This is a genomic window from Roseococcus sp. SYP-B2431 (genome assembly GCF_004336745.1).
Classification (GTDB): Bacteria; Pseudomonadota; Alphaproteobacteria; order Acetobacterales; family Acetobacteraceae; genus Roseococcus.
In genome coordinates this window covers 45,564-69,698 of the sequence record NZ_SJXD01000029.1, presented here as the reverse complement: position 1 = coordinate 69,698, position 24,135 = coordinate 45,564, and the positions used below count along the sequence as shown (strand labels likewise).

Here is a 24,135-nt window from a genome sequence, read left to right as displayed (position 1 = left end):
CTCAGACCTCCTCGTATTCGATGGGGAAGAGCTCGCAGGGGTCGTCCAGCTCCAGCACGTGGTAGATGCTGAAGCGGTAGACGGCGCCCACCTCGATGTCGGAGGGCGAGAAGGGGAAGGCCATGTTGCCCTCGCGGCAGAGGCGCCCCGGGAAGTCCGTGTGCAGCATGTTGGTGCGGGCGATGCCGAGCACCGCGGTCGCGACCTCCTGCGTCTCGCCCACCACCTCGATGACGAAGCCGAGTTCGTGCGGGGACGCATCCCGCAGCGGCTCGCGCTCGGCCATCACGCCGTCGCGGCCATAGACGCGGAAGGCGAGCTTGTATTGCGAGGGCGCGACGCCGAAGGCCGCGGCCTTCTCGGCGACGATGCCGCGCACCTCGCCGAGGAAGGTGTCGATGCGGCCGATCAGCAGCGGGTCGCGCGTGCCGCAGACGCAGATGCTGCGATGGCCGGCGAGTTCCACGCCCTCCAGCTTCACCGTGTAAGGCTTCGCCTCCCAGCTCATGCCCGAGATCCGAACCGCGCGGTCGCTGAGTGCGTCGAAGCGGCAGCCGGAGGTGTCGAGCAGGCCGCCCGGCTCGACATGGTGGATTGGGCTGGAATTCTCGTGGAGGCTGTGGTTCGCAATCGAGAGCGGCGTGCACTTGCGGATGGGGTTCAGCGGCTCGCAATCCACATGGTCCTCGCGCACCGTCACCAGCAGGCAGTCATGACCCTTGGGAATGGAGGGCGTTGCGCCGCATTCCAGCATCTTGCCGGCATACCAGGCCGGTGCCGGCGGCAGGCCCGCGCGGAGGCAGGCGGCGGCCCAGGGCGCGGGATCGCTGGAACGGCCCGCCAGGATGACCTGGGCGCCGCCCTCCATGGCCTTGAGGAAGGGCTCGGGCCCCATCATGCCCACGATGCGCGCGGCGCGCTCCACGACCTCCGGCTCGAGTGGCGGCAGGCCCGCCAGCGGGCGCACGCGGCCGGCGGCGAGGCGGGACAGCAGGTCGGCGCGCTCCGGCTCGGCATGGATGAGCGCCAGGCGGAAATGCAGCTCCTCCTCCCGGGCGATCTCGCGGACCAGGCCGGCCACGATCTGCAGATGCGGCTCGCCGCCGCTGCCGCCGGAGGTGCCTATGACCAGGGGGATGCGAGCCTCCGTCGCCGCCCGCAGCATCAGCCGCAGGTCGCGGCGGATCGCCATGATCGAGCAGAAGGGCTTTCCCGCCCCCAGGTAGTAGGGACCTGGATCCACGCTCCCGCCGTCGACGCCGATCATATGCGGCTTGCGCGCCATCCCGGCGGCCAGGGAGGCCTCGGGGAAGCCGTAGCCCAGGATGGCACTGGTGGAGAGGAGGCGAACTTCCGTCATCGCTTATTCCCAAGGCACGCCCGGGATGCGGCGGCCGCTCCACCGGGCGCGCCGCTCCCTCCCGACCTGTTGAAACGTTGCGCGCAGGCTAGGACAGCCGATCCGGGCCGGCAAGCACATTTCTGGATTCTCGTGTATGCACAAAAACGCATCCGCATTGACTTAGACTAGAAGCCGTGGAAACCTCGCCGGCGTCCAAGGTGAAACGACGTCAGGTCCCCGGAAAATGCGGGATCGCGGAAGGGAGTGCGCATGAGCCGAACGGCTGCCGGCAAGGCCTATCTGATCTGTGGCGGGGCGAGCCTGATCGGCTCCCATCTCGCCGACCAATTGCTGGCGGCCGGCGCCAGCGAGGTCCGTCTGCTGGACAACTTCTCCCTCGGCACGCCCGAGATCATCGCCCATCTGGAAGGCGAGGCGCGGGTCAAGCGCATCCGCGGCGACATCCTGCGCATCAACGAGCTCATTGAGGCCTCGGAAGGCATGGACGGCATCTTCGCCCTGGCCGGCTTTCTGACCCTGCCTATGTCGCACAACCCGCCGCTCGGCGTGGCCGTGAACACCGAGGGGATGGTGAACATCCTGGAGGCGGCGCGGCTGGCCAGGGTGCGCCACGTCGTCTTCTCTTCCTCGGTCGCGGCCTACGGCAACATGGCCGCCGACACGCTGACGGAGGACAGCCCCTCCCTCATGTCCAGCGTCTCACCGATCGCGGCCGTCTATGGCACGACGAAGCTGCTGGGCGAGCAGCTCGGCCGGCTCTACGCGCAGAAATACGGCGTCGGCTTCAGCGGCATGCGCTTCTCCTCGGTCTATGGCGAGCGCCAGCACGCCCGCGCCGTGAACGCCAACTTCATCGCCGAGACCTATGACCGCATCAAGCGCGGAGAGCGGCCGGTGATTGTCGGCGACGGGCGCGAGGTGCACGACTACGTCTATGTCACCGACGTCGCCGCGGGGTGCATCGCCGCGATGCTGAACGGAGAGGGCGCGCAGGTCTTCAACCTCTGCACCGGCGTGGACACCACCCACACCGATCTCGTCCGCACCATCCTCGAGGTCTGCGACTCGAAGCTGGAGCCGGACTATCGCGAGGACACGCGCGCGGTGAAATCGGCGGGCGGCGACCATCTCGGCTTCTCCCCGGCCAAGGCCGAGCGCGAGATCGGCTGGAAGCCGGCCGTGTCGCTGCGCGACGGCGTCGCGCGGACCATCGCTTGGCGCGAGAAGCACGGCGGGTAGGGCCCGATCGGACGACCGGGGCGGAACCAGCGTCGGCTTCCCGCCGAAACACGGAGGATCTTCCATGAACGTGCTGGCCGCCACCACGACGACGAAGCCGGCCGAGCGCATCGCCGGTTTCGCCGCCGGCCTGACCTACGAGGCCATCCCTGAGGCGGTGCGCGAGCGCGCGCGGATCCAGATCCTGGACGGGCTCGGCGTCGGGTTGGCCTCCAATGCCTTCCCCTTCGCGGAGAAGACGCTGGCCGGCATCGCCGCGCTCGCGGGGCCGGGCGAATGCACCGTGCTTGGCCGCGCGCTGCGGTTGCCGCTGCGCGACGCGGCGCTGGCCAATGGTTTTCTCATCCACGGGCTGGACTTCGACGACACGCATCTCGCCAGCATCGTGCACGCCACGGCGGCCACCCTGCCCTGCGCGCTGACGCTGGGCGAAGCGCTGAACCTGCATGGGCGCGACCTGATGGTGGCCTATGTGGCCGGCATGGAGACGGCGATCCGCATCGGCCTCGCCGCGCGCGGCGGCTTCCATCACACCGGCTTCCACGCGACGGGCGTGATCTCGCATTTCAGCAGCGCGGTGGTGGCCGGGCGGCTGCTCGGGCTCGATGCGGCGGGGATCACCTGCGCGCAGGGCATCACCGCGAGCACCGCCTCGGGCGTGCAGGTCTTCCTGGAGGAGGGCGCCTGGACCAAGCGCTTCCATCCGGGCTGGGGCGCCGTGGCCGGCATCATGGCGGCCCATCTCGCGAAGCACGGCTTCGTCGGCCCGACGCGGCCCTACGAGGGAAAATTCGCGCTCTTCGACTCGCATCTGCAGTCGCACATGGCCGAGGCCGAGCTGTCCGAGCTGGATGCGGGGCTGGGCACGCGCTGGCACCTCGCCGACACCGCCATCAAGCCCTACCCGGTCTGCCACTTCGCCCATGGCGCCGCCGATGCGGCGATCATGCTGCGCGAGGAGATCCCCGACACGAACGCCATCGCCGGCATCCGCATCCTGCTGCCGGCGATCACCCTGCCGATCGTCGCCGAGCCCGCGGCCGAGAAGGCACGGCCGCGGGGCGAATACGCCGCCAAGTTCAGCGCGCCCTTCATCGTCGCCACCTGCCTGCGGCTCGGCCGCTTCGGCCTGGCGGAGCTGCGGCCCGAGGCGCTGAAGGACGAGCGCATCCTGGCGCTTTGCGCGCTCTCGCATTGCGAGGCGGATCCCGAGACGGGCTATCCGGAATTCTTCTCGGGCGGCGTCGAGGTCACGCTGAAGGACGGGCGCCGCCTCTTCCGCCATGTCCGCGTGAACAGCGGCGCCGGCGAGCGCCAGCTCGACCGCGCGGGCGCCACGCGCAAATTCCTGCTGGCGGCGGAGATGCATCTCACGCCGGAGCACGCCCGGCGCGCCTGCGACGCCATCCTGTCCATCGACTCGCATGATGTCCGCGCGACCACGCGCCAGCTCGGAGCCGCCTGAGATGATGCCGAACCTGCCGCGCCGCCTCGCCCTGGGGCTCCCCGCGCTGCTTCCGGCCGGGCGCGCCCTCGCCGCCTGGCCGGAGCGGCCGATCCGGCTCATCGCGCCCTTCCCGCCCGGCAGCGGCACGGACATCCTCGCCCGCATCATCGCCGAGCCGCTGAGCCGCGTCACCGGCCAGCCGGTGGTGGTGGAGAACCGCCCCGGCGCCAACGGCGTCGTCGGCGCCCAGGCCGCCGCGACCGCGCCGGCCGACGGCACCGTGCTGCTGATGATGGGCACCTCGGTGGGCGCCATCAATCCGCATACGGTGCGCCGGCTGCCCTACGACCCGGCACGCGACTTCGCGCCCGTCGGCACGATCGCCGAGCAGCCCTATATCCTGGTGGCCCCGCCCAACGCGCCGGGCGATCTCGCGGCCTGGCTGGAGGCCGCGCGCGGCCGCGACCTGACCTATGGCTACGGCAATGCCGGCTCGCTCATCATGGGCGCGATGCTGGCCCGCATGGCTGGGCTGAAGGTCACGGGCGTGCCCTATCGCGGCAGCACCGATGCGCTGAACGACCTCTCGGCCGGCCGCGTCGACTTCAGCTTCGCCGATTTCGGCGCGGGGCTCGAGCAGGGCCGCAACGGCCGCATCCGTCTCCTCGCCCAGACCCTGGGCAACGCCTTTCCCCTCGCGCCCGACCTCCCGCTGCTCGCCAGCGCGGTGCCCGGCTTCGATGCCGGCGTGTGGTTCTCGGTCGTGACCCCGGCGGCGACCTCGCCCGAGATCGTCCGGCAGATGGAAACGGCGCTGGACCGCGTGGTGCGCGACGCGGCCTTCGGGCAGCGGCTCGTCGCGCTCGGCCTCGCGCCCATGCACATGGGCTCGGCGGATTTCGGCCGCTTCCTGGCGCAGCAGATCGGGGCCTGGGGCGAGCGCGTCCGGATGGCCGGCATCGAGCCCCAATAGGGTCGCCTCCTTGCACGGCGTCGGAGGCGGTCGGTAGGTTCTGCGCCGCGGCGGGCTCTTGCGTTGGGTCCGGCGGCGGATGATGGCCCATGGATGACGGAAGGAGCATGACCATCGAGGATCTGACCGAGGCGCCTCCCGAAGAGGAAGGCCGCGGCGCGCGGGGCCGGAACGAATGGGCCTACGACATGCTGCACGAGGCCATCCGGGAAGGCACCATCGAGCCGGGGCAGCGCATCATGGAGGTCGACGTCTCGGCCTGGCTGCGGGTGAGCCGCACGCCGGTGCGCGAGGCGATGCGCCGACTCCAGGCCGAAGGGCTGCTGGAGCATGCCGCCGGCGGCGGACTCTCGGTCGCGATCTACGACCTTCGCGCCATCGCCGAATTCTACGCCACGCGCGAATCGCTCGAGGGCACGGCCGCCGCGCTCGCCGCGCGCCATGCCGACACCACCGAGATGGGCATCCTGCGCGCGATCCTGGAGGGCATGCGGACGCTGGGCGACGATCCGCGGGCCCAGGCGCGCGAGAACGAGGCCTTCCACGAGCACATCTACCGCGCGGCGCACAACCGCTTCCTGCTGAAGAGCCTGCGCGCGCTGCTGAACTTCGTGCCCCTGCTGGGCCGCACCACCTATCACGATCCCGGACGCTCGGGCAGCGCGATCGAGGAGCATGCAGAGATCGTCGCCGCCATCGTGGCGCGCGATCCGGCCCGGGCCGAGGAGGCCGCGCGGGCGCATATCCGCCACGCTTACGAGAGCCGCGTGCGGGTCGTCACGCAGGATGTGCGCGAGGCGGCGCAGCGCCGGTCGGCCCGGCGTCCGCCCATCGGCCTCGCCGAGCGCCGGCCCAAGGCCGGCCCCTCGGAGTGACCGCCGTGGCGGCGGCGGGGGCCGCGCGCCGGGGCCGCCCGCGCAGCCCCGAAGCCCGCGGAAAGATCCTGTCCGCCACGGCGGAACTGCTGGCCGAGGGCGGGTTCCACGCCGTCACCATGGAGGCGGTGGCCGCGCGGGCCGGCGTGGCGAAAACCACGATCTATCGCTGGTGGCCCAACCGCGCGGCCGTGGCTCTGGCCTGCGTCTCCGCGCGGATGGCGCCGATCGCCGAGGACGGGCCGGCCGGGAGCCACCGCGAGCGCTTCCGGCGGCAGCTCAAGGCCACCAACCGGTTGCTGAACAGCCTGGAGGGCCAGGCGATCACCGCGCTCATCGGCGCCAAGCAGACCGACCCCATGCTGGCCGAAGCCTATTCCGAGCAGATCGCCCGTCCGCGGCGGGCCCAGACGCGGCTGCTGCTGATGCAGGCCATCCGCGCGGGCGAGGTGGCGGCGGGGACGGACCCGGACGAGTTCCTCGATGCCATCTACGGGCCGATCTACTATCGCAAGATCGTCTCCGGCGAGACGGTGACCGACGCCTTCATCGACCGGATCGTGGATGCGGCCTTCGCCGGGTTTTCCGCCGCGCCGTGACGCCTCGTCCGGCCGGAGCCGGTAATCCCGTCCGCATTCCCTGCCGCCCCCCCGAACTGGATCCCGATGGCCGGCGGTGCCGAGTCGGCGGCATTTACAAGGGGGAACTCGCCCCTCTCCGAATGCATTATATCAGATTGATATAGAACAGTTTTATCGACTGGCACGGAACCTGCTTTCCATGTTGTCGCCGCCCCTCAAAGGGTCCGTCCGCGGCAACAACAATGGAGAACCCATCATGTTCAATATGAATGTCCTCGGCGTGGCGTCGGCCGCCGCGCTGTCGCTGGCAGCGATCTTCGGCCCGGGCGCCGCTTCGGCCGCGCCCGTCACCATCACCGCGACCGCTCCGTCCTGGTCCAACGTGGTCGGCGGCACCAACATCGACTTCGACACCTCCGGCAGCGGCAACAACACCGTCACGCAGGTCTTCTGGGGCCAGCCCGCCAGCTTCTTCGGCGACCAGAGCGGCCTCGGGTTCAACCCGTCCAACCCGCCCGCCGCGGTCGTGCAGACGGACACCGTCTTCCAGCTCGGCACGCTGATCCACTACAACGAGCCGATCAACGGCGGCACGGCGGCCAGCTCGGCGCGCCTGAACCTGTCCACGACGATCGCGGGCGCGGTCCCGACGACGCAGATGTTCAGCTACCAGTTCCTGATCGACGAGACGCCCAACCAGACGCCCTGCGCCTATCCCGGCGGCTCGCCCTGCGCCGACCGCATCACCTTCGCCAACCTGACCACCTCCTCCGCCTTCATGATTGGCGGCGTGCCCTACACGATCGAGCTGCTCGGCTTCTCCAGCAACGGCGGCAACACCATCAACAGCTTCTTCAACAGCAACGAGGGCGGCTCCAACTCGATCGGCCTCTATGGCCGCATCACCGCCCCGACCCCGGTTCCGGAGCCCGCGACCTTCGCGCTTCTCGGCGCCGGCCTGCTGGGCTTCGCCGCCGCGCGGCGGCGCCGCCAGAACTGATCTGGACCGGCGATCGGAGGGGCCGGCGCATGCTGGCCCCTCCTCCTCCCGGACCTGGCTGCCCGGGAAGGTGTAAAGTTTGCCAGACTCCCTCCGCATAAGACTTGCATCCCTGGGCCTCAGGCCGGACATCCCTCCCCTCGAGCAGGCGCGATCCCTCGCGCTTCCCTAGATGAGCCGCGGAAGCACGGAGATCGCCCGGGCGGCGCAGATCAGGATGTCGCGGCGGGCTCTCGGTGGCTCGTCCTTTCCTCTGCGTCGATCCAAGCGAATCCGAACCGCCATTGACCGGAGAGAAGCGACGCGACGGGAATACCCGCGCTGCGCAAACACGACATGCGACATCCCAATACGAAGACCAACGACAACTCCCTTGTCCGCGCGCTCTCTTCCTGCCGCGGAACGTTCTGGATCCTCGGCGCCTTCTCCGGCGTCGCGAACCTCCTCCAGCTGACGATCTCGCTCTACATGATGCAGGTCTTCGACCGGGTGCTGACCACCCGAAGCACCGACACGCTGATCTATCTCACGGCCATCGCGGTCCTGGCGCTGGCCGTCTTCGCCGTGCTGGACGCGATCCGGGGCGCCGTGATGCAGCGCATCGCCGGCTGGCTGGATCATCGCGTAGCGCCTGAAGGCTTCGCGCGGGCGCTGGAATCGCGGCTGCGCGGCTGGCCTTACCGCATGGAGGCCCTGCGCGACCTTGCCACCTTCCGCGGCTATCTCGGCTCGCCGGGCATGCTCGCGATCTACGACCTGCCCTGGGCGCCGGTCTACCTCTTCGTCATCTTCCTGCTGCACCCGCTTCTCGGCGCCGTGGCGCTCGGCGGCACGCTCCTGCTGCTCGGGCTGGCCCTGGTGAGCGAGGCCGTCACCACGCGGCTGCTCCGCGAGGCCAATACCGCCGCGCAGGCGGGCCATCGCCGCGCCGAGGCGATCGGCCGGAACGCCGAGGTGATCGACAGCATGGGCATGCTGCCCGCCGTGCTCACCCGCTGGCGCGAGGAGGTGGCCCGCATGCTGCCGCCGCAGGCCCGCGCCGCCAGCCGCGCCGGCTGGATCCTGGGCCTGACGCGCTTCTTGCGCCTCGCCGTGCAGCTCGCCATCCTGGGCCTCGGCGCCTGGCTCGTGCTGCAGCAGCAGATGACCGCCGGCGCCTCCATCGCCGCCTCCATCGTGATGGGGCGCGCCCTCGCCCCGGTCGAGCAGCTCGTCGGCTCCTGGAAGCAGCTGGTGGCCGCGCGGCAGGCCTTCCGCCGGCTGCAGGCGTTCTTCGACCTGCCCCGGCTCCGCCCGCCCGGCATGCGCCTGCCCGAGCCCGCCGGGTTCCTCTCGGTCGAGCGGCTGTCCTACGTCTTCCCGGGCGGCAGCGGGCCGGCGATCAAGGCCGTGGCCTTCGCGCTCGCCCCTGGCGAATCCCTCGCCATCATCGGCCCCTCGGGCGCGGGGAAGACCACGCTGCTGCGGCTTCTCATGGGCGTGGCGCCGCCCTCCGCCGGGCACGTCCGCCTCGACGGGGCGGACGTCTTCCTCTGGCAGCGCGAGGATTTCGGCCGCCATGCCGGCTATCTGCCGCAGGATGTGGAGCTCTTCGAGGGCACGGTCTTCCGCAACATCGCCCGCATGGGCGAGGCCGCGCCGGAGGAGGTCTTCGAGGCCGCCAAGCTCGCCGGCTGCCACGAGATGATCCTCCGCCTGCCCGACGGCTACGACACGCAGATTGGCGAGGCCGGCGCGCAGCTGTCCGGCGGCCAGCGGCAGCTCATCGGCCTCGCCCGCGCCTTCTTCGGTGAGCCGCGCCTGATCGTGCTGGACGAGCCGAGCGCCAGCCTCGACAGCGAGGGCGAGCAGGCGCTGGCCCGCGCGCTGGCCGAGCTGAAGGAACGGCGCGTCACCACCGTCCTGGTGTCGCATCGTCCTGCCCTGGTGCAGGCGGCCGACAAGGTCCTGCTGCTGAAGGATGGCGCCGTCGCCGCCTTCGGCCCGCGGGAGGAGGTGACGCGGCGGCTCAGGGCGTCCTCGCCCCCGACCCGGTTCGTCGCCGCGGCGGAGGACGTGCGATGAGCGCCCGGCAGGAGATCATGCGCCGCCCCATCGGGCTCGAATTCGATCCTCTCGCCGCCGAGCGGCCGCGCACCGGCTGGCTCGTCGGCGCGGGGCTTTTCGTGACGGTCGGCCTGTTCGGCGGCTTCATGGCCTGGGCCATGCTCGCCCCCCTTGCCGAGGCGGCCATCGCGCCGGGGGTCATCAAGGTTGAGGGCACGCGGCGCACGCTGTCGCACCTCGAGGGCGGCATCGTCCGGGAGATCCTGGTGCGCGACGGAAGCCGGGTCGAGGCCGGGGCGGTCGTCATGCGGCTGGACGACGTGCAGTCGGGCGCGACGCTGGAGGCGCTCCGGGCGCAGCGCTTCGGCCTTCAGGCCCAGGCGGCGCGGCTGGAGGCGGAGGCCGAGGGTGCCCCCTCCATCGCCTTTCCCGCGGATCTCCTCGTGTCGGAGAACCTCCGCGCCAGGGAGGCGATGGCCGGCCAGCGCGCGCTCTTCGAGGCGCGGACGGCCAGTCTCGCAAGCCAGCTCATGGTGCTGGAATCGCGGGTGGCCCAGCAGCAGGCGGCGATCTCCGGCGCGGAAGGCCAGATCGAGGCGACGCGCCGCCAGCTCGAACTGATGCGGCAGGAGGAAACCATGCGCAGCGGCCTCGTGCGCCAGGGATTGGCGCGCGTGCCGGAGCTCCTGGCCCTGCAGCGCGGCCTGGCCGCGCTCGAAGGGCAGCAGCAGGATCTTTCCGGCCAGGTCAGGCGGGCGGAGGGCGCCATCGAGGAGGCGCGGGGCGGCATCGTCCAGACCAGGGACCAGCGCCGGCAGGAGATCGGCACGGAGGCCCGCGACGTCGCCGCGCGGCTGGCCGAGACGGAGGAGCGCATGCGCGCGGCGGCCGACGTCTCCGCCCGCCGGGAGATCGTGGCGCCGGAGGCGGGCACCATCGTGAACCTGCGCCAGTTCACCACCGGCGCGGTGCTGCGCGCCGGCGATCCGGCCATGGACCTCGTGCCCGCGGAGGACCGCCTGGTCGCCGAGGTGAACGTCCAGCCCCACGACATCGACGTCGTCCATGTCGGCCTGCCGGCCGAGATGCGCCTGCCGGCCTTCCGGCAGCGCCTCATCCCGGTGCTGCACGGGCATGTGACCTTCGTGGCAGCCGACGTCACGACGGATCCGCAGAGCCGGGCCAGCTACTTCAGGGCCCAGCTGCGGATCGACGAGCAGCAACTCGCGGCGCTGCCGGGTGTTACCCTCGTCCCAGGCATGCCGGTCGAGGGGCATATCCAGATCGGGAACCGCAGCTTCTGGCGATACTTGACCCAGCCGATCCGCGACAGCCTCGCCCGGGCCTTTCATGAGCAGTAGCTCCATGACGCACGCCGATGCGCGGTACGTCCCGCGCGTCGGTGCTTCGTGCGAGGAGTCGGGCGCTACAACCGCTGGATGGATTCGTCGTCTTTTGGCGGTCAGCGCTCCTGCTGCGCCTGCCCCAAAAATGAATTTATATCAAAAATTAGCTTACTTAGGTAGGGATGTCTTTTTCTTGTCTCGCTTCGCTACCTTGGGTAGAGTGCCTCGATGAGCTGTAACGATCCCAGGTTTGACTTATGACGAACCGAACGCATGGCGGCGGTTGAGGGATCGCCAAACCATCCTGCGCTCACCGCCGATGTCGAGCCGGCCGTGTTCATTGCCGGCATTCGCGCCGCCGATCTCGAGGAGGCCATCGAGCTGCTTGCGGACTACCCGCGGACCGGCTTCGTCCTCTTCCCCACTTCCGGGACAGCAGTCGAGCCCGATCCGGCCGCCCTGCTCGTCCCGCATCCTCCCCTGCCGATCGTCATGGCCCAGGACGGCATGCGGATCCTGGCCGACAGGATTCACCTCGCACCCGCCTGCGGGCAGCTCGACATCGAAGACGGCGTGCTCCGCATCGCGGCCGGCCCCCCGCAGACCGATGACGACCCCTATGACAGGTTCCTGCGGGCGCTGGCGAAAAGCGAAGGTCCGCGCGCCCTGACCTTCGCGCGGATCGGCTCCGAGGACGGGCCAGGTGCCCGCGCCGTGCGCGAGGCGGGAGGCAGGGTCGTATCGGGCCGGCCGATCATGGCCAGCTTCGCCGCCGAAGGGCTCGCGCGGGCATTGGACAAGCGAGCCATGCCGATCGTCCACCCGCCTCCCCCACAAGCGGCGACGCGCCTGGCGTTGCCGAAGGTCGGGGCGGGCCTGCCTTGGGCTGCTCCCGACCAACCTTCCCACCACCTCCTTCCCATGCCCAAGGAGGCTCCGGACCAGCTTCCGCGGCGCGATGCCGGGGGGTTCTTCCGCGAGGCCGCCGCCCTCTCCGATCTCCAGGAAAGGTTTCTGCTTCCTCTCGCCGCCGATCGTGCGGCCGCGGGGGAGCAGATACGTCTATGGGTCCTCGGATGCGGCACCGGGGAGGAGGCCTATACCGCCGCGATGCTGGCCGCCGACACGCTCGCCCGCAGCGACGCAGGCCTGGCGCTCAAGGTCTTCGCCGTGGACGCGGATGAATGGGCGGTCGAGGAAGCGCGACGGGGGGTCTATCCGGGGAGGATCGAACAGGATGTTCCGGCCAGGTATCTCGCTCGTTACTTCATCCAGGACGAGACTGGTTGGCGCGTCACGCCGGAGCTTCGCGCGAGCCTTGTCTTCGGCCGGTACAACTCCTGGGCGCCGCCCCTGTCGCGCATGGATCTCGTCCTGTGCCGCGACATGCTCTCCTCGCGGCCGGCCGATGAGCGGTCGAGGTTGCTGGTCAGCTTCCGTTTCGCGCTGAGGCCGGGCGGCCTTCTCCTCCTGGGCCCAACGGATCAGGTGACGAGGATCGCCGGCTTCGAGACGATTGCTGCGACGCCGGGTCTCTTCCGGCGAAACGGCTCTGCCACCGAAGCTCCCGAGCCTCCTCCGCTGGACTCTGTCGCGGCGCAGGGCGGCCCCTCCTCGCACGCCCTGGACCTGGAGATCGCCGCCCAGGCCGCCACCGACGCCTTCGTGCCGCCAAGCGTCCTCATCGACGGATCGGGCCGCATCTTCGCGACCCTTGGGCCCGTGGACCGGTTTCTGAACATGGGAGCGGGCTCGTCGCGGCTTCTGGCGGCCTCGGCTCCGTGGCTCCGGCGCGGCCTGGCGCACGCAATGGCCGAAGCCAGGCGCTCCGGCGACACGGCGTCCTTCCGCGCCATGGCGGCCCTCGGCGAGACGGGCGGCGGCATGGTCACCCTGCGGGTCCAGCCGGTCCAGCACGAAAGGGCCGGCTTGCTCCTGGTCAGCTTCCTGAGCCCTGGATTCTCCGAGGGCACCCGCGGAGACCTGGTGGATCGCGCCCAGCACGACAGGCTCATGGCCCTCGAGGAGGAGAACGGGGCCCTGCAGCGGGAGGTCGACGCCGCACGCCTCGAGCTCGCCGCCCGGCAGCAGCAGTTCAGCCTCCGCCTCGAGGAGGAGCAATCCATCCAGGAGGAGTTGAGCGCCGGCACGGACGAGCTGAGGAGCCAGGTCCGGAAGCTCGAATGCGCCGTCGCGGAACTGCGGAAGGACGCGTGGCGGAACCAGGAGCTGGCCGGCGACCTGCAGAACATCATGGCCTCCTCGGGAACCGCCTGCCTGCTGCTCGACGCCGGCCTCGGCATCCGCTTCTTCACGCCGTCCGACCAGCTTCCCTTCCATCTGATCGCCAGCGACATCGGGCGGCCGCTGGCCGACATCGCTCCGCTGGTCCCCGACCCGGACCTGCTGAACGACGCGCGGCTGGTGCTTGGGACGGGGCAGCCGGCCAGCCGCGAGCTGGAGGGGCCCGGCGGCGCCTGGCTCATGCGGCGGATCCACCCCTATCTGGAGCGGGAGGTGACGGCCGGCGTCGTCATCACCTATGCGGACATCCGGGACGCCAAGGCCGCAGCCGCCGAGGCCGAGGCCACGCGGGACATTGCCGTCGACCTGATCCGGGCCCACCCCCAGCCCCTGATTCTCCTCGATGCGAACCTGCAGGTGATCTTCGTGAACGATCCGTTCCGCGAGATCTTCGGCGGCGATGGCAACGAGGCCGGGCTTCGCATGCTCATCGGTGCCGCCCTGCGCGCGGCGCCGGAGCTTTCGACCTTCCTGACCAGCCGGGACGACCGCGCAAGGCGGATCGACGATTGCGTCATCCAGGTATCGCTGCCCGCCCATGGCGCACGGACGCTGCGGCTCGTCGCGTCGCGGGTCCCGCCGGGGCGCACGCTGCTCGGCGTGGACGACATCACTGAGCGCGTTCTCCTGACGGCCAGCCTCGAGCGGGCCAAGGCCGGCGCGGAACGCGCCAGCCGCGACAAGTCGCGGCTGCTCGCCGCCGCAAGCCAGGAGCTGCGCCAGTCGCTGCAGAGCTTCGAGGCCTTCTACCGGGCGCAGGTCGAATGGGAGAACGAGGCCGGCCTTCCCCGGCACATGAAGCGCCTGGGCTTCGCGATCGGCGAGATGGCCGGCGTCCTCGACGCCCTGCAGGACGGCGCTCAGCTCGATATGGGAACGCTGGAGTTCACCACCTCGGCCTTTCCGGTCGGGTCCGTCCTCGCCGGGATCGACGCGGATTTCGCGGCCAGCGCACGCCTGCGGGGAATTCGCTGGCGGGTCGTCGGATGCGGGAGGGTGATCTTCAGCGATCCCCGCATCCTGCGGCGGGCCCTGCGGCACGTGGTCTCCGTGCTGCTGCGCTATACGCCCGTCACCCGGATCCTGATCGGTTGCCGCCCGCGTGGCACCGGGCTCCGCATCGAGATCCGGACCCAGGGCCTGCAGCTTCCGCTGCCCACCTTCCGCGCCGGGTTCGAGGCCCATCATGACGGCGGAGTCCGCGGGGAAGGAAGCGAGGGCATGCGCCTCGGCCTGGATGTCGCGCGGCGCCTCGGCGAGTTCCTCGGGCATGTCATCCGCATCGACGCCCGCTCGCCGGGCCAGGCGGTCTTCCTGACGGACGTCCCCACCGCCGACGGTTCCGCGTCGGCGGTGGCAAGGGCCGTTCGCGACGGCATGAGCCACGTCCTCATCATCGAGGAGGACGTCGAACTCACGGTGGCCCTGCGCCTGCTGCTGGAGCGCGACGGCTACGCGGTGATGACCTCGACGGATGCGGCCCATGCTTTGAGCCTCGCCCTGGAACATCCGCCGGCGCTTATCATCACGGATTACGATCTGCCCGGCTCGATGACCGGCCTCGATCTCGCCCGGCGCATGGCCGGCCGGCGGGAGCCTCCGCCGGCGGCCATCCTGCTGACGGACGGGCTCGGCGCCGGGGCGCTCGGGGACATCGCCGCCGCGGGCTTCGACCATGCGCCCCGGACGGCGGATGCCGGGGAGCTGCTGGGACAGGTGCGGCGGCTGCTGCCGCGCGCCACCGGGGCGGCCACGCTGCCGGCGACGGTGCCGGGCCGCATCTTCCTCCTGGACGACGATCCGGAACGCCGGCTCAGGCTGCGGGACTGGCTGGGCAGCCAGGGCTGGGTGGCGGAGGAATTCGCCACCGTCGAAGGCTTCCTGGAGGCGGACACGCCGGAGCGGCGCGGCTGCGTGCTGGCGGACTGGTCCACGGCCGAGACGCGCGGCCGAACCCTGCTGGCCGCCCTCCGCCCGCTGGCGCACCGCCTCCCGGTCATCGCCCTGGCGGATCAGGGCGATATCCATCTGGCGGTCACCGCGATCTCGGCCGGCGCCATCGACTTCATCAAACGCCCGATCCAGCGCGACATGCTGGTGCGGAGCCTGGGCAAGGCAACGGCCCAGGTCGCAGAGGGCGAGCAGCAGCAGGCGTCGAAGGCGGAACAAGCCGCCCGGCTGGCGAGCCTGACCCCGCGCCAGCGGGAAATCCTGGAGCGAATCCTCGCGGGCGCGCCCAACAAGATCATCGCGGCAGACCTGAACCTGAGCCAGCGGACGGTGGAGAACCACCGCGCGACCCTCATGGCCAAGCTCGGCGCGCGCTCTCTCCCGGAACTCATCCGGATCGTGATGGGCGCGCGCTGAGCCGGTCGGAGCCGGCCAGCCTATTCGGCCGCGATCGCATCCTCGGGGCCGGCGCCCCGCGCGACGGCCCGCGCGAAGGTGATGAGCGCCAGGCGGCGGCGCGGGTCGCTGATGGCCCCATAGGCCTCGACGAGCTCCACCAGGTCATCCGTCGCGCCACCCTCCAAGGGTATGGCCGCCACCAGCGCCGGGGCCGGCATTCCCATGAGGGCCTCGGGCCGCGTGCCCAGCGCCGCGGCGATGGCCATCAGCCGGCTGGCGGCGACCCTGGTCGCGCCCGTCTCGTAACGATGGAACTGGGCGCCGGTCACGCCGATCTGCGCCGCGATCTGCTTCTGCGTACGGCCCGCAGCCCGGCGAAGCTCCTTGATGCGCACGCCCACGCGCGCGTCCGCGGAGGTGGGCGAACGGTTGTTGAGGCCGATGGGATCGTCCATGCCCAGGGAGCGCGATCTCATCTCGCGCCCGTCGGGGCCGATGATCTTCCCGTTTACGTGCATTTTCTCTCTCCCGGCGTAAGACGCATCGCAGCAAAAGCGCAAAAGCGAGTCGGCCGGAAAACCCACGGGGCTTTCCTTCTTCACAACGTTCGGCCGCAGAGCGTCACGATACTTTCCTGTCGGTCGAAACTGCCTCGCGGTGTTTGTCGTGAGGGTGATCGACGGGAGGAATTTACGGTCGGGACGCGGCCGGCGACAGGATCGGAAAATACTCAGTGAAGTGCGTACTTCGACGCGGAATCCCCGGCCACGCTCCGGAAATTTCGCGCGCCGGTTGTAAACCCCGCCATCACGGGCTCTTAGGCTGCGGCAAATACTCCCGTGGAATGCAATCTCGCAGCGCCCGACGCCGCGACGGAGGTTGCCCAAATGGCAAGCTCCGCGCGAAGCCCCTGCGTCAGAAGGAAAAAACGGCGTCACCATTCTGCGTCAGCGCAGCATGGGCATGCTGGTCGACGCCGTTGAACTCCACCGCCTCGACGTAAAGGTTCCTGTCCGCGGACTCGCTCCCACCCCAGGCATCGTTGAGGAAGCGCACCGTGAGAGAGTGATCTTCCCGCCCGAAGCTTCCCAGGATCTCGATGACATCCGCCTCGCCGGATCCGTGGAGCGCGGTGGCAGCGCGCTCCCCGCCGACCGGCACGCCATCGATCAGCAGCAGGTAATGGGCGTCCCCCTGATAGGCATCCTGCGAAATGGTGACGCGGAGCAGATCGGCCGCCCCGGTGCCGGCCTCGGCCGCAGGCAGGGCGTCGCCGGCTCCGACGATCGCCTGCGCGCCGTCGCCGGGGAGCGCGGAGTCGGCACCGCCATCCGGGGAAGGCTTCGGGATCGCGGCATTCACGGTCTCCTGCGCCGGGGCCTGAGGGGCAAGGGCACCGCTGGCGGGCAGGGTGAAGGCCGCATGCCCATCCGCCGTCAGCGCGTGATGGAATCCGGTATCCACGCCGTCAGCGAGGACAGCCTCGACATAGAGGTTGCGGTCCATCGCCATCGCGCCGCCCCATGCGTCGTTGAGGAACTCCACCGTGACGGTATGCGCGACATCCCCGGCAAAGCTGCCCAGATCGTACCTTGCGCCGCCCGTCGCGTGCTGGGCGGCGATCTCGCCACGGAACACCTCCTGCCCGTCGACCCGGACGACCCCGATCGGATGGCCGTTCCAGCTGTCAGCGCCGAGGACGACCGAGAGCTGGACGGTGTCTCCGGGTTGCGCCGGAATGGCCGGGCCGGGAATCGGGTCCGGCGTCGCGACCGGTGTCGGCTCCGGCTTCGGGACCGGGGCGGAGGGGCTGTCCGGGATCGGCGCGGGCTTGCCGGCCGGAGCGCCCGGCCCGGCGATCGCGTAGGTCGGATCCCGGCTGAAGTCCGAGGTGCTGACGAAAGGCGCTCCATCGGCAATCAGCGCTTCGTAGGCCGCCTTGGCCTCGGACGAGCCGGTCAGCCGGTGGATGCCGGCCAGGCTGGCCGCCGCAAGCTGCGCATAGTCGCCCTGGCTCTGCGACCAGCCGTCGCCGTTGCTCCAGCCGCGCGCCTCGGTCTGGGCGCCGATTTCCGCCCATGTCTTGTAGGGAGCAGCGCCCGAGACCGGATCGCTGATGGCGATGAGATAGGTCGCGCCATCATGCTCGTCGAAGCCCTGCGCCGCCTGGGTGAAGCGGCCGACGAGGAAGTTGGACTGCCATTCCAGGAAGGTCAGCGCATCCGCATTGCCCCGGCTTGCCGCCGCGATCACGGTGGAGGCGAAATAATCCTGTTGCCAGGGCGGCAGGGCTCCGTCGGCCCCGTAGCTGCCCGGAACCCAGCCATGGGCCTCGCCCTGCTGCGCCGTCCATTCCGGGATCTTCGAGACGAGCCAGGCGTAGTTGGCGTCCGAGGCTTCCTGGAAATAGGCCTTTTCTGCGCTGCCGTCCGGCGCGGCCCAGGCCGCGTTGTCGACCTCGCGCAGCCCCCAGGCGGCGCCGCGCACCTGATTCCCGTTGATCACGTTGTCGTCCGCGCCGCCGCGAACGGCGGGGCTCTGGCCCAGGATGTTCCAGGCCGCCTGCGCCTGCAAATTGTCCAGCATCCAGCGCTCCCCCGTCAGCACGTAGGGCACGAAGGAGAGGCTGGGCTGGTGCGCGGGATCCGTGGTCCAGCCGGCCCCGCCGGCCACCTGCTGGGTGAGACCCGGCGAGGCGGCATCGCCCGGGCTGCCGGTGCCGCCGCGGCCGTCGGTCCAAAGATTCGGGTAATCCGTGGTGTTCAGCCAGGTTTCGTTCTTCGCGTCCCAGAAATTCCAGGGCACGGAGCCGGCGGCCTCGGCCTGGCCCAGGGCGTAGGCGGCCGCGCGCGGATCCTGGCTGATGAGCCAGGCGGTATTGGCCTCGGTGGTGATACCGATGTCGGCTCGCCCGCCCGTGCCGGGCATGTACTGGGTCACGCCGTTGGTCGCGAGGGGGTCGCCCCAGCCTGCCGCCTGCGTGGCGGCTGCGAAGCCGGACAGCATGTTCGGGTCGATGTCGAGGCTGAGATCGTAGCCGGCGACGACGCCGGCCTCCTGCAGATGCGCGACATCCTGGCGGATGTTGAGCCAGCCCGCCTCCGGGCTGCCGGTCCCCTGCCCGCCATCCGTGGCGTTGCTGGAGAAGGTTTCGTGCCAGTTCTGGTACTGGGCCTGCGCGACCGTGTCGTTGAACGCCTGCTTGCCGTCCATGGTCACCTTGAGGTGATAGGTCGCCGCTCCGCCCGTGGCGCCCATGGCGCCGTCGTTGTTGAACTGGGCGTCCACGGCAAAGCCGCCGCCTTTGAAGGCGGTGACGTCGAAGACCAGACGCTGCGAGCCCTCCAGGGGAATCTCCACCCGCGCCTGGGTGGCAAGGTCGCCCTGCTGCCAGAAGCTGGCGGTGCCGGCGGCCAGGGCGTCCTGCAATGCGGCCAGCACATCGACGGCGACATGCCCGCCGCCGTGAATGCTCAGATCGACATCGAAGGAATGACCCGCCAGCGCCTGCTTCAGGTCGATGGCCGCGGCCTGGGACGGCGCCGCAGTGGCGAGGGTCACCTCGAGGGACGCGCCGGCGGCGAGGGCCGGCCGCTCCACCGAGAGCACCGCCATCTTGACCGAGCCGTCCTCGTAACGGGTCTTCACGTCCATCTGAACGTGGAGTGAGGTGCCGCCGGTCAGGGCGGTGAGAGAGGAACCGGAAGGAATCTCCCCGGGCAGGAACACCTGGCCCAGGGTGGCGACGCCGGACTGAAGAGTGGCGGCGCCGGCATTATCGAACGAAAGCTTCACAAGGTCGGACATAGATGCTCCGAGGATACGCGTGTCAGGAGCCGCCCATCTGCAACCCGGGGCTGTACGAGCCAACCCCAAAAACGCCGGCCGGAGGTTACATTCCTCCATCAAAAATTAAGATCCGACGAACATTCCGACAATTGGCGAGTTCATCTCGGATTTCGCAGGTTTTTCCTTGCCTGTTCTCTAGTAATCCATAATATGTGTCGGAAAATTTGACAATGTCAGCTAGTGTTCTGATGATATTCTTGAATAATCTATAACGATATTTCCGAGGCATGAGGATAAGCGCCAATTGGGGGGCCGGGGCCGGGGGGCCATTCTGCTGGCCTTCACTTGCCATAGGATATTCTGGAAACGAGATTATTTCGCGCCGGCCACGCCTGAATAGGCGGTCCGATCCCGTCGGCATCTGTCCTTAGGTCCTTGACTTCGGCGGCGCGATCGGGCTGGCCGCCTCCGCGGTCCGGCTCGGTGGGCGGGGCAGGCTCAGCGGCCCCATGCCGAAGCCCTCCCGGTAGCTTCCCACCAGGGCGCGATCGGAGACGGGATCGCCCTCCCGGCGGCGGCCGAAGAACCAGCAGGCCGAGGCCGCATCCGCCCCGTTCGGCAGCCACCGGTCCAGACGCCGCAGCACCGGCGTGGCCAGCAGCGCCGCCGATCCGGCCAGGACACGCCACCACCGCCGCGAGGAGACAGAGAGGAGCGCGCCGCGCAAGGTTGAGGCCGCGACGCTGCCGGTGCCGAGGGCGATTCCCGCGGCGACCTCGTCGAAGCCGCGAAACAGCCGCCGGTGGCCGATGGGGGTGAAGCGGGTGAAGTCGTAGGCGCCCATATGCACCGGCTGCAGGAAGGGCGTGACCGCGTGGACGTGTCCCCCGGGCGCGAGGACGCGACGTATCTCCGCCACGCAGCGCTGCGGATCCGCCACATGCTCGAGCACCGCGACGGCCACGACGAGGTCGAAGGTTCCGTCGGGAAAGGGCAGGTCGTGGCCGTCGGCGATCGCATCGACGCCCGGCGCGAAGGCGACGTCGATCTGCACGACGCAATCCGCGGGGCCGCCCAGCCGCAACCCGCCGGAGCCGACCACCAGCACGCGAGGCGATGGCCGCAGCGCCGCGACATAGCCGAGCGCCGCCTCGGGACCCGGATGACGGATGGAGGAGGGCGCGTCGCCGAGCGCCCGGGCCAGCCGCCGCCACCACCGGCGCGGCCCGCTGGCGGCATCCGCCGCGCGGCCATAGGCGGCGCCTTCATAGCCCGCGCCGCCGATGTAGTCGGCGATGGCGAAGGCCGAGCGCGCGTCGTGAATGAGCACCGGCACGCCGCCGGGCGCGGGATAGCAGGTGCCGCAATGGGAGCAGAGCAGGCCTGCCTCGGCCTGCAGGAGCAATCGCCCGTCCCCCGGGCAGCACAGGGGGATGCCCCGGAGCGCGGCGGTGCGGGGCGGGCCGGCGGTACCGTCCATCAGGCGCCTCCTCCATCGATCAACGCGGCGTAGGCCTGGAACATCGCCTCCTGGTCGAAATCCCGCAGCGCCTTGGCATGGTTGGCCTGGCCCAGCGTCCGCCGGCGGTCGCGGCCCTCCAGCAGGGGACGCAGGGCGGCGGCAAAGGCCACGTCGTCCAACGCGGAAACATGCGGAAGGTTCTCCGGTGCCAGCATGGCGCGCACGTCGCCGACATCGGTGGCGGTCACCGGCAGCCCGCTCGCCATGGCTTCCAGCACCGCAAACGGCATCTGCTCAGTGCTGGAAGAGAGGGCGAAGATGTCGAAGGCGCGATAGGCGGAGGCCGGGTCGGGCATGGCGCCCGCGAAATGGACCCGCCCCTGAAGTCCCAATTCCACCGCGAGCCGCTCGAGCGCTCCCCGCTCCGGCCCCTCGCCCACCACCGCGAGCCGGAAGGCGCTGCCCGTCTGGCGGAGGATGGCGCAGGCCCGCAGCAGCCGGTCGAGGGCCTTCTCCGGCCGCAGCGCCGCCACCGTTCCGATGAGCGGCCCCTCCCCAGGCAGGCCCAGCGCGGCCGCCGGCCCATCCGGGCGGAAGCGGGCGATGTCCACGCCATTGGGAATGTAGCGCAGGGCATCGCCGGGCAGCCGCCATTCCTCGCGCGCCAGGCGCAGCAGGCGCGTCGAAGGCAGGATGACGGTGCTGTTCCGCAGCGCCCAGCGCCGGGCCAGCACGCGCCGGCGCAGCTGCGCCTCCGCCTCCTCCGGCCCGAAGCCGTCCTCGGTGTGCAGATGGCGCACGCCCGCCGGCAAGGCGTTCGCGACCGCCCATTCCATGCTGCCCCAGTTGCCGGTGACCAGCACGTCCGGCTGCCACTCCCGCAGCAGCGCCCGGATGCGCCAGATGCGCCGCGCCATGGCGAGTCCGCCGAGCTCCGGCGGCGGAATCATGGCCAGCGGCACGCCGGGGCCGATGCGCTCGGCGCAGGCCTCGTCGCTGTCCAGCGCCAGCACCGCGTGGCGCCAGCGCGCCTGGAAGCGGTTGGCCAGGGCCGCGAAACGCACCTGCGCGCCGCCGACGGCGAAGCTCGGAAAGACGTGCAGGACCATCGGCGGCCCGGATCGCGCACCGCGGCTGAGGGCCGCCGTCGTATCGAGGGGCATGTCCATCACCGGCGGGACGCCACGGCGAGGCCGGCGCGCCGGGGACCACGCCTCCGGCTCGCGGCGATCTCGGCCTCGGCGATCGCGATCACGCGGCGCGCATTGCCCTCCCAGGTCAGGTCGCGGAGCAGCACCTCGTCCCGTGCCGCCTCGCCGATCCGCTCGCGCAGCGGCGCGGAGCCGGCGAGGCGCTGCACGGCCCGCCAGAAGGCGCCGGGCGCGTCGGGGTCGAAGAGCAGCGCGGTGCGTCCGTGCTCCAGCACCTCGCGGAGGTTCGGCTGGTCGGGCGCCACGATGGCGCGGCCGGCGGCCATGTACTCGAAGACCTTGAGCGGCGAGGCATAGGGCACCGAGGCGGGCTGCAGCGCGATGTCGAAGCCGGCGATGAACAGGGGGATCTCGGCGCGCTCGGCGAGCCCCGTGAAGCGCACGCGATCGGCGATCCCGAGCTCCCGGGCCAGCCGTTCCAGCTCCGGCCGCGCCGGCCCCTCGCCCACCACCACCAGCGACAGGGCGGGCGGACCCTCCCAGGCGGCGATGCCGCGCAGCACCGCGTCGAGCCCATGCCATTCGCGCACGAAGCCCACGAAGCCGAGCACCAGCGGATCGCGCGCCGGGGCCTCCCCGACATCGGAGAAATCGCTGCGATGGATGCCGTTGGGCACGACCGTGACGCGCTCGCGCGCGACCCCCGCGGCCAGCAGCCGGCCGGCCAGGACCTCGGTGACCGGCAGGGCGCGGCTCGCCGAACGCCAGACGAGGCGTTCCAGCCAGGCGGCGAGGCTCGGCAGGGCCAGGCCGCCGAAGCGCCCGCGCTCCTCGGCCATCGGCGCATTCACCTCCAGCAGCAGCGGCACGCCGCGCAGCCGCGCGACGAGGCTTCCGGCCAGATGATACAGGTTGGCGCGCTCGTAGATCACGTCCGGACGGAAGGCGGCCGCCGCCCGGGCCAGCCGCCAGGCGGCGGGCGCCGCATAGGCCAGCTCCACCAGTTCCGCGACCGCGCGCGGCAGGGAGCGCCGCAGCCGGCCGACCCAGCGGCTTTCGCCCCCCAGCGCAGCCCGGTCGAAGTCGCGCGGGCCGACGAGCTTCACCTCGTGGCCCAGCGCGCGGAGGGCGCCGACCATCGCCTCCAGATGCACGCCCTGCCCGTCGCGCGAGCCGATGCGGTGGCTGTAGAGGATCCTCATGCGCCGCGCCCCAGCCAGCCGGCGATCCGGTGCCGCGCCACCGCCACGAAGCCGGCCGGGTGCCAGGCATGGGCCAGCACCAGGCCGATGCGCTGCCGGCGCCGCGAGACCCAGAGCTGCTTGTAGGCGTCGTCGCCGCGCCCGAAGTCGAGCTCGCGGGCGGCGTCCCGCTCGATCAGCCCCCGGATCATCAGGGCGGTCAGCGCCGTTCCCGGCGAGGCGCCGCGCGCCGCCTCGACGTGGCAGAGCTTGAGGAGCCAGGCCCGGCCGCCCGACAGCAGCCAATACTGCGCGGCGACCGGATGCCCGGCCTCGTCCCGCAGGACGCCGAGCCGCAGCGCGCCCTGCTCCGCGGCGGCGCGCATCAGCGCGCCATCGAAATCCGGGAAGGGCTCCGGCGGCTTCCAGCTCGCGGCGCGCACCGCCTCATAGGCCGCGATGCCCTGGGCGAGCGCGGCGCCCGGCGCATCGATCGCCTCGAAGCGGAATTCGCGCGCGGCGCGACGGAGCTTGCGCTGGATCGTGCTGCGCAGCGCGGGCGGGCGCCCGGCGACATAGCTGTCCCAGGATCCGCCAGGGGCGAGCGGCTCGTGCCAATTGCCGAAGTGGCGATAGGCCTGCACCGCGATGCCCGCTTCGGCGAGGCCGAGCCTCAGCGGCCGCAGCCCGGGCGCCTCCGGGTCCATGGCCTCGAGCCGAAGCGGCGCGCGGTGGCGCAGCCAGCCGCCCAGGCTGCGTCCCGCGGCCTGGGCGGAAGCGGCATCGGCCTGCGGCAGGAGCGGCCGCCAATCCAGCGTGTAGGGGGTCGTCAGGGCGCGCAGGCCGCCGGGCCCGCGCAGCAGCGGGAGCAGCGCCCCGCCTTCGCCCACCAGCGCGAGCTCGGCGACCGAGCCCCGCGGCAGCGCGTGGGCGAGGAGGGTGTCGTACCAGAGGCGCGTGGCGAAGATGTCGCCATCCTCCTGCCCGGCCAGGAAGGCGTCGGCCCAGTCGGGCATGGTTCGCATGGGC

Annotated in this window: 16 protein-coding genes; 9 read left to right on the top strand and 7 right to left on the bottom strand. The window is 70.9% G+C overall.

The window, feature by feature from the left end; translation table 11 throughout:
* Position 1: 1 nt before the first annotated feature.
* The gene (locus EJV46_RS20275; RefSeq protein WP_131550546.1) at positions 2-1,360 is read right to left on the bottom strand and encodes an acyclic terpene utilization AtuA family protein; all 1,359 of its coding nucleotides are present in this window, start codon (positions 1,358-1,360) and stop codon (positions 2-4) included.
* A gap of 252 nt (positions 1,361-1,612) precedes the next feature.
* On the opposite strand from EJV46_RS20275, the gene EJV46_RS20270 reads away from it, so the two are divergent.
* The 9 genes from EJV46_RS20270 to EJV46_RS20230 all read left to right on the top strand — a co-directional run bounded on the left by EJV46_RS20270 (position 1,613) and on the right by EJV46_RS20230 (position 15,541).
* Positions 1,613-2,602: an NAD-dependent epimerase/dehydratase family protein gene (locus EJV46_RS20270; protein ID WP_131550545.1), complete on the top strand. Its 990-nt coding sequence runs from the start codon at positions 1,613-1,615 to the stop codon at positions 2,600-2,602.
* A 64-nt stretch (positions 2,603-2,666) separates the two neighbouring features.
* Positions 2,667-4,067, top strand: a complete 1,401-nt coding sequence (locus EJV46_RS20265; RefSeq protein ID WP_131550544.1) for an MmgE/PrpD family protein — start codon at positions 2,667-2,669, stop codon at positions 4,065-4,067.
* 1 nt (position 4,068) lies between these two features.
* Positions 4,069-5,022 carry a tripartite tricarboxylate transporter substrate binding protein gene (locus EJV46_RS20260; protein ID WP_165585641.1) on the top strand — a complete coding sequence of 318 codons (954 nt, stop codon included), beginning with the start codon at positions 4,069-4,071 and terminating at the stop codon, positions 5,020-5,022.
* 107 nt (positions 5,023-5,129) lie between these two features.
* A complete protein-coding gene (locus EJV46_RS20255) occupies positions 5,130-5,897 on the top strand; it encodes a GntR family transcriptional regulator (RefSeq protein ID WP_165585640.1) in 768 nt (255 codons plus the stop codon).
* Positions 5,894-6,496: a TetR/AcrR family transcriptional regulator gene (locus EJV46_RS20250; protein ID WP_131550541.1), complete on the top strand. Its 603-nt coding sequence runs from the start codon at positions 5,894-5,896 to the stop codon at positions 6,494-6,496. Before EJV46_RS20255 ends, EJV46_RS20250 begins: the two co-directional genes overlap by 4 nt.
* Positions 6,497-6,734: 238 nt before the next feature.
* A complete protein-coding gene (locus EJV46_RS20245; protein WP_131550540.1) occupies positions 6,735-7,478 on the top strand; it encodes a THxN family PEP-CTERM protein in 744 nt (247 codons plus the stop codon).
* 336 nt (positions 7,479-7,814) lie between these two features.
* Positions 7,815-9,542 carry a type I secretion system permease/ATPase gene (locus EJV46_RS20240; protein WP_131550539.1) on the top strand — a complete coding sequence of 576 codons (1,728 nt, stop codon included), beginning with the start codon at positions 7,815-7,817 and terminating at the stop codon, positions 9,540-9,542.
* On the top strand, positions 9,539-10,885 hold the full coding sequence (locus EJV46_RS20235) for an HlyD family type I secretion periplasmic adaptor subunit (RefSeq protein WP_131550538.1): 1,347 nt from the start codon (positions 9,539-9,541) through the stop codon (positions 10,883-10,885). The genes EJV46_RS20240 and EJV46_RS20235 overlap by 4 nt, the downstream gene beginning before the upstream one ends.
* A 258-nt stretch (positions 10,886-11,143) precedes the next feature.
* On the top strand, positions 11,144-15,541 hold the full coding sequence (locus EJV46_RS20230) for a CheR family methyltransferase (RefSeq protein WP_131550537.1): 4,398 nt from the start codon (positions 11,144-11,146) through the stop codon (positions 15,539-15,541).
* 20 nt (positions 15,542-15,561) lie between these two features.
* Here EJV46_RS20230 and EJV46_RS22950 read toward each other — a convergent pair whose 3' ends face one another.
* The 6 genes from EJV46_RS22950 to EJV46_RS20200 all read right to left on the bottom strand — a co-directional run bounded on the left by EJV46_RS22950 (position 15,562) and on the right by EJV46_RS20200 (position 24,122).
* Entirely contained in the window at positions 15,562-16,041 is a 480-nt protein-coding gene (locus tag EJV46_RS22950; protein ID WP_165585639.1) for a helix-turn-helix domain-containing protein, read from the bottom strand.
* A gap of 397 nt (positions 16,042-16,438) precedes the next feature.
* On the bottom strand, positions 16,439-19,330 hold the full coding sequence (locus EJV46_RS20220) for a carbohydrate-binding domain-containing protein (RefSeq protein WP_131550535.1): 2,892 nt from the start codon (positions 19,328-19,330) through the stop codon (positions 16,439-16,441).
* Positions 19,331-19,739: 409 nt separating this feature from the next.
* Entirely contained in the window at positions 19,740-20,792 is a 1,053-nt protein-coding gene (locus EJV46_RS20215; RefSeq protein ID WP_131550534.1) for a class I SAM-dependent methyltransferase, read from the bottom strand.
* Complete coding sequence (locus EJV46_RS20210) at positions 20,792-21,937, bottom strand: glycosyltransferase (protein WP_165585638.1); 1,146 nt, start codon at positions 21,935-21,937, stop codon at positions 20,792-20,794. Before EJV46_RS20210 ends, EJV46_RS20215 begins: the two co-directional genes overlap by 1 nt.
* 5 nt (positions 21,938-21,942) lie before the next feature.
* Entirely contained in the window at positions 21,943-23,127 is a 1,185-nt protein-coding gene (locus EJV46_RS20205; RefSeq protein ID WP_131550532.1) for a glycosyltransferase family 4 protein, read from the bottom strand.
* Positions 23,124-24,122: a GNAT family N-acetyltransferase gene (locus EJV46_RS20200; protein ID WP_165585637.1), complete on the bottom strand. Its 999-nt coding sequence runs from the start codon at positions 24,120-24,122 to the stop codon at positions 23,124-23,126. Before EJV46_RS20200 ends, EJV46_RS20205 begins: the two co-directional genes overlap by 4 nt.
* Positions 24,123-24,135: the final 13 nt, after the last annotated feature.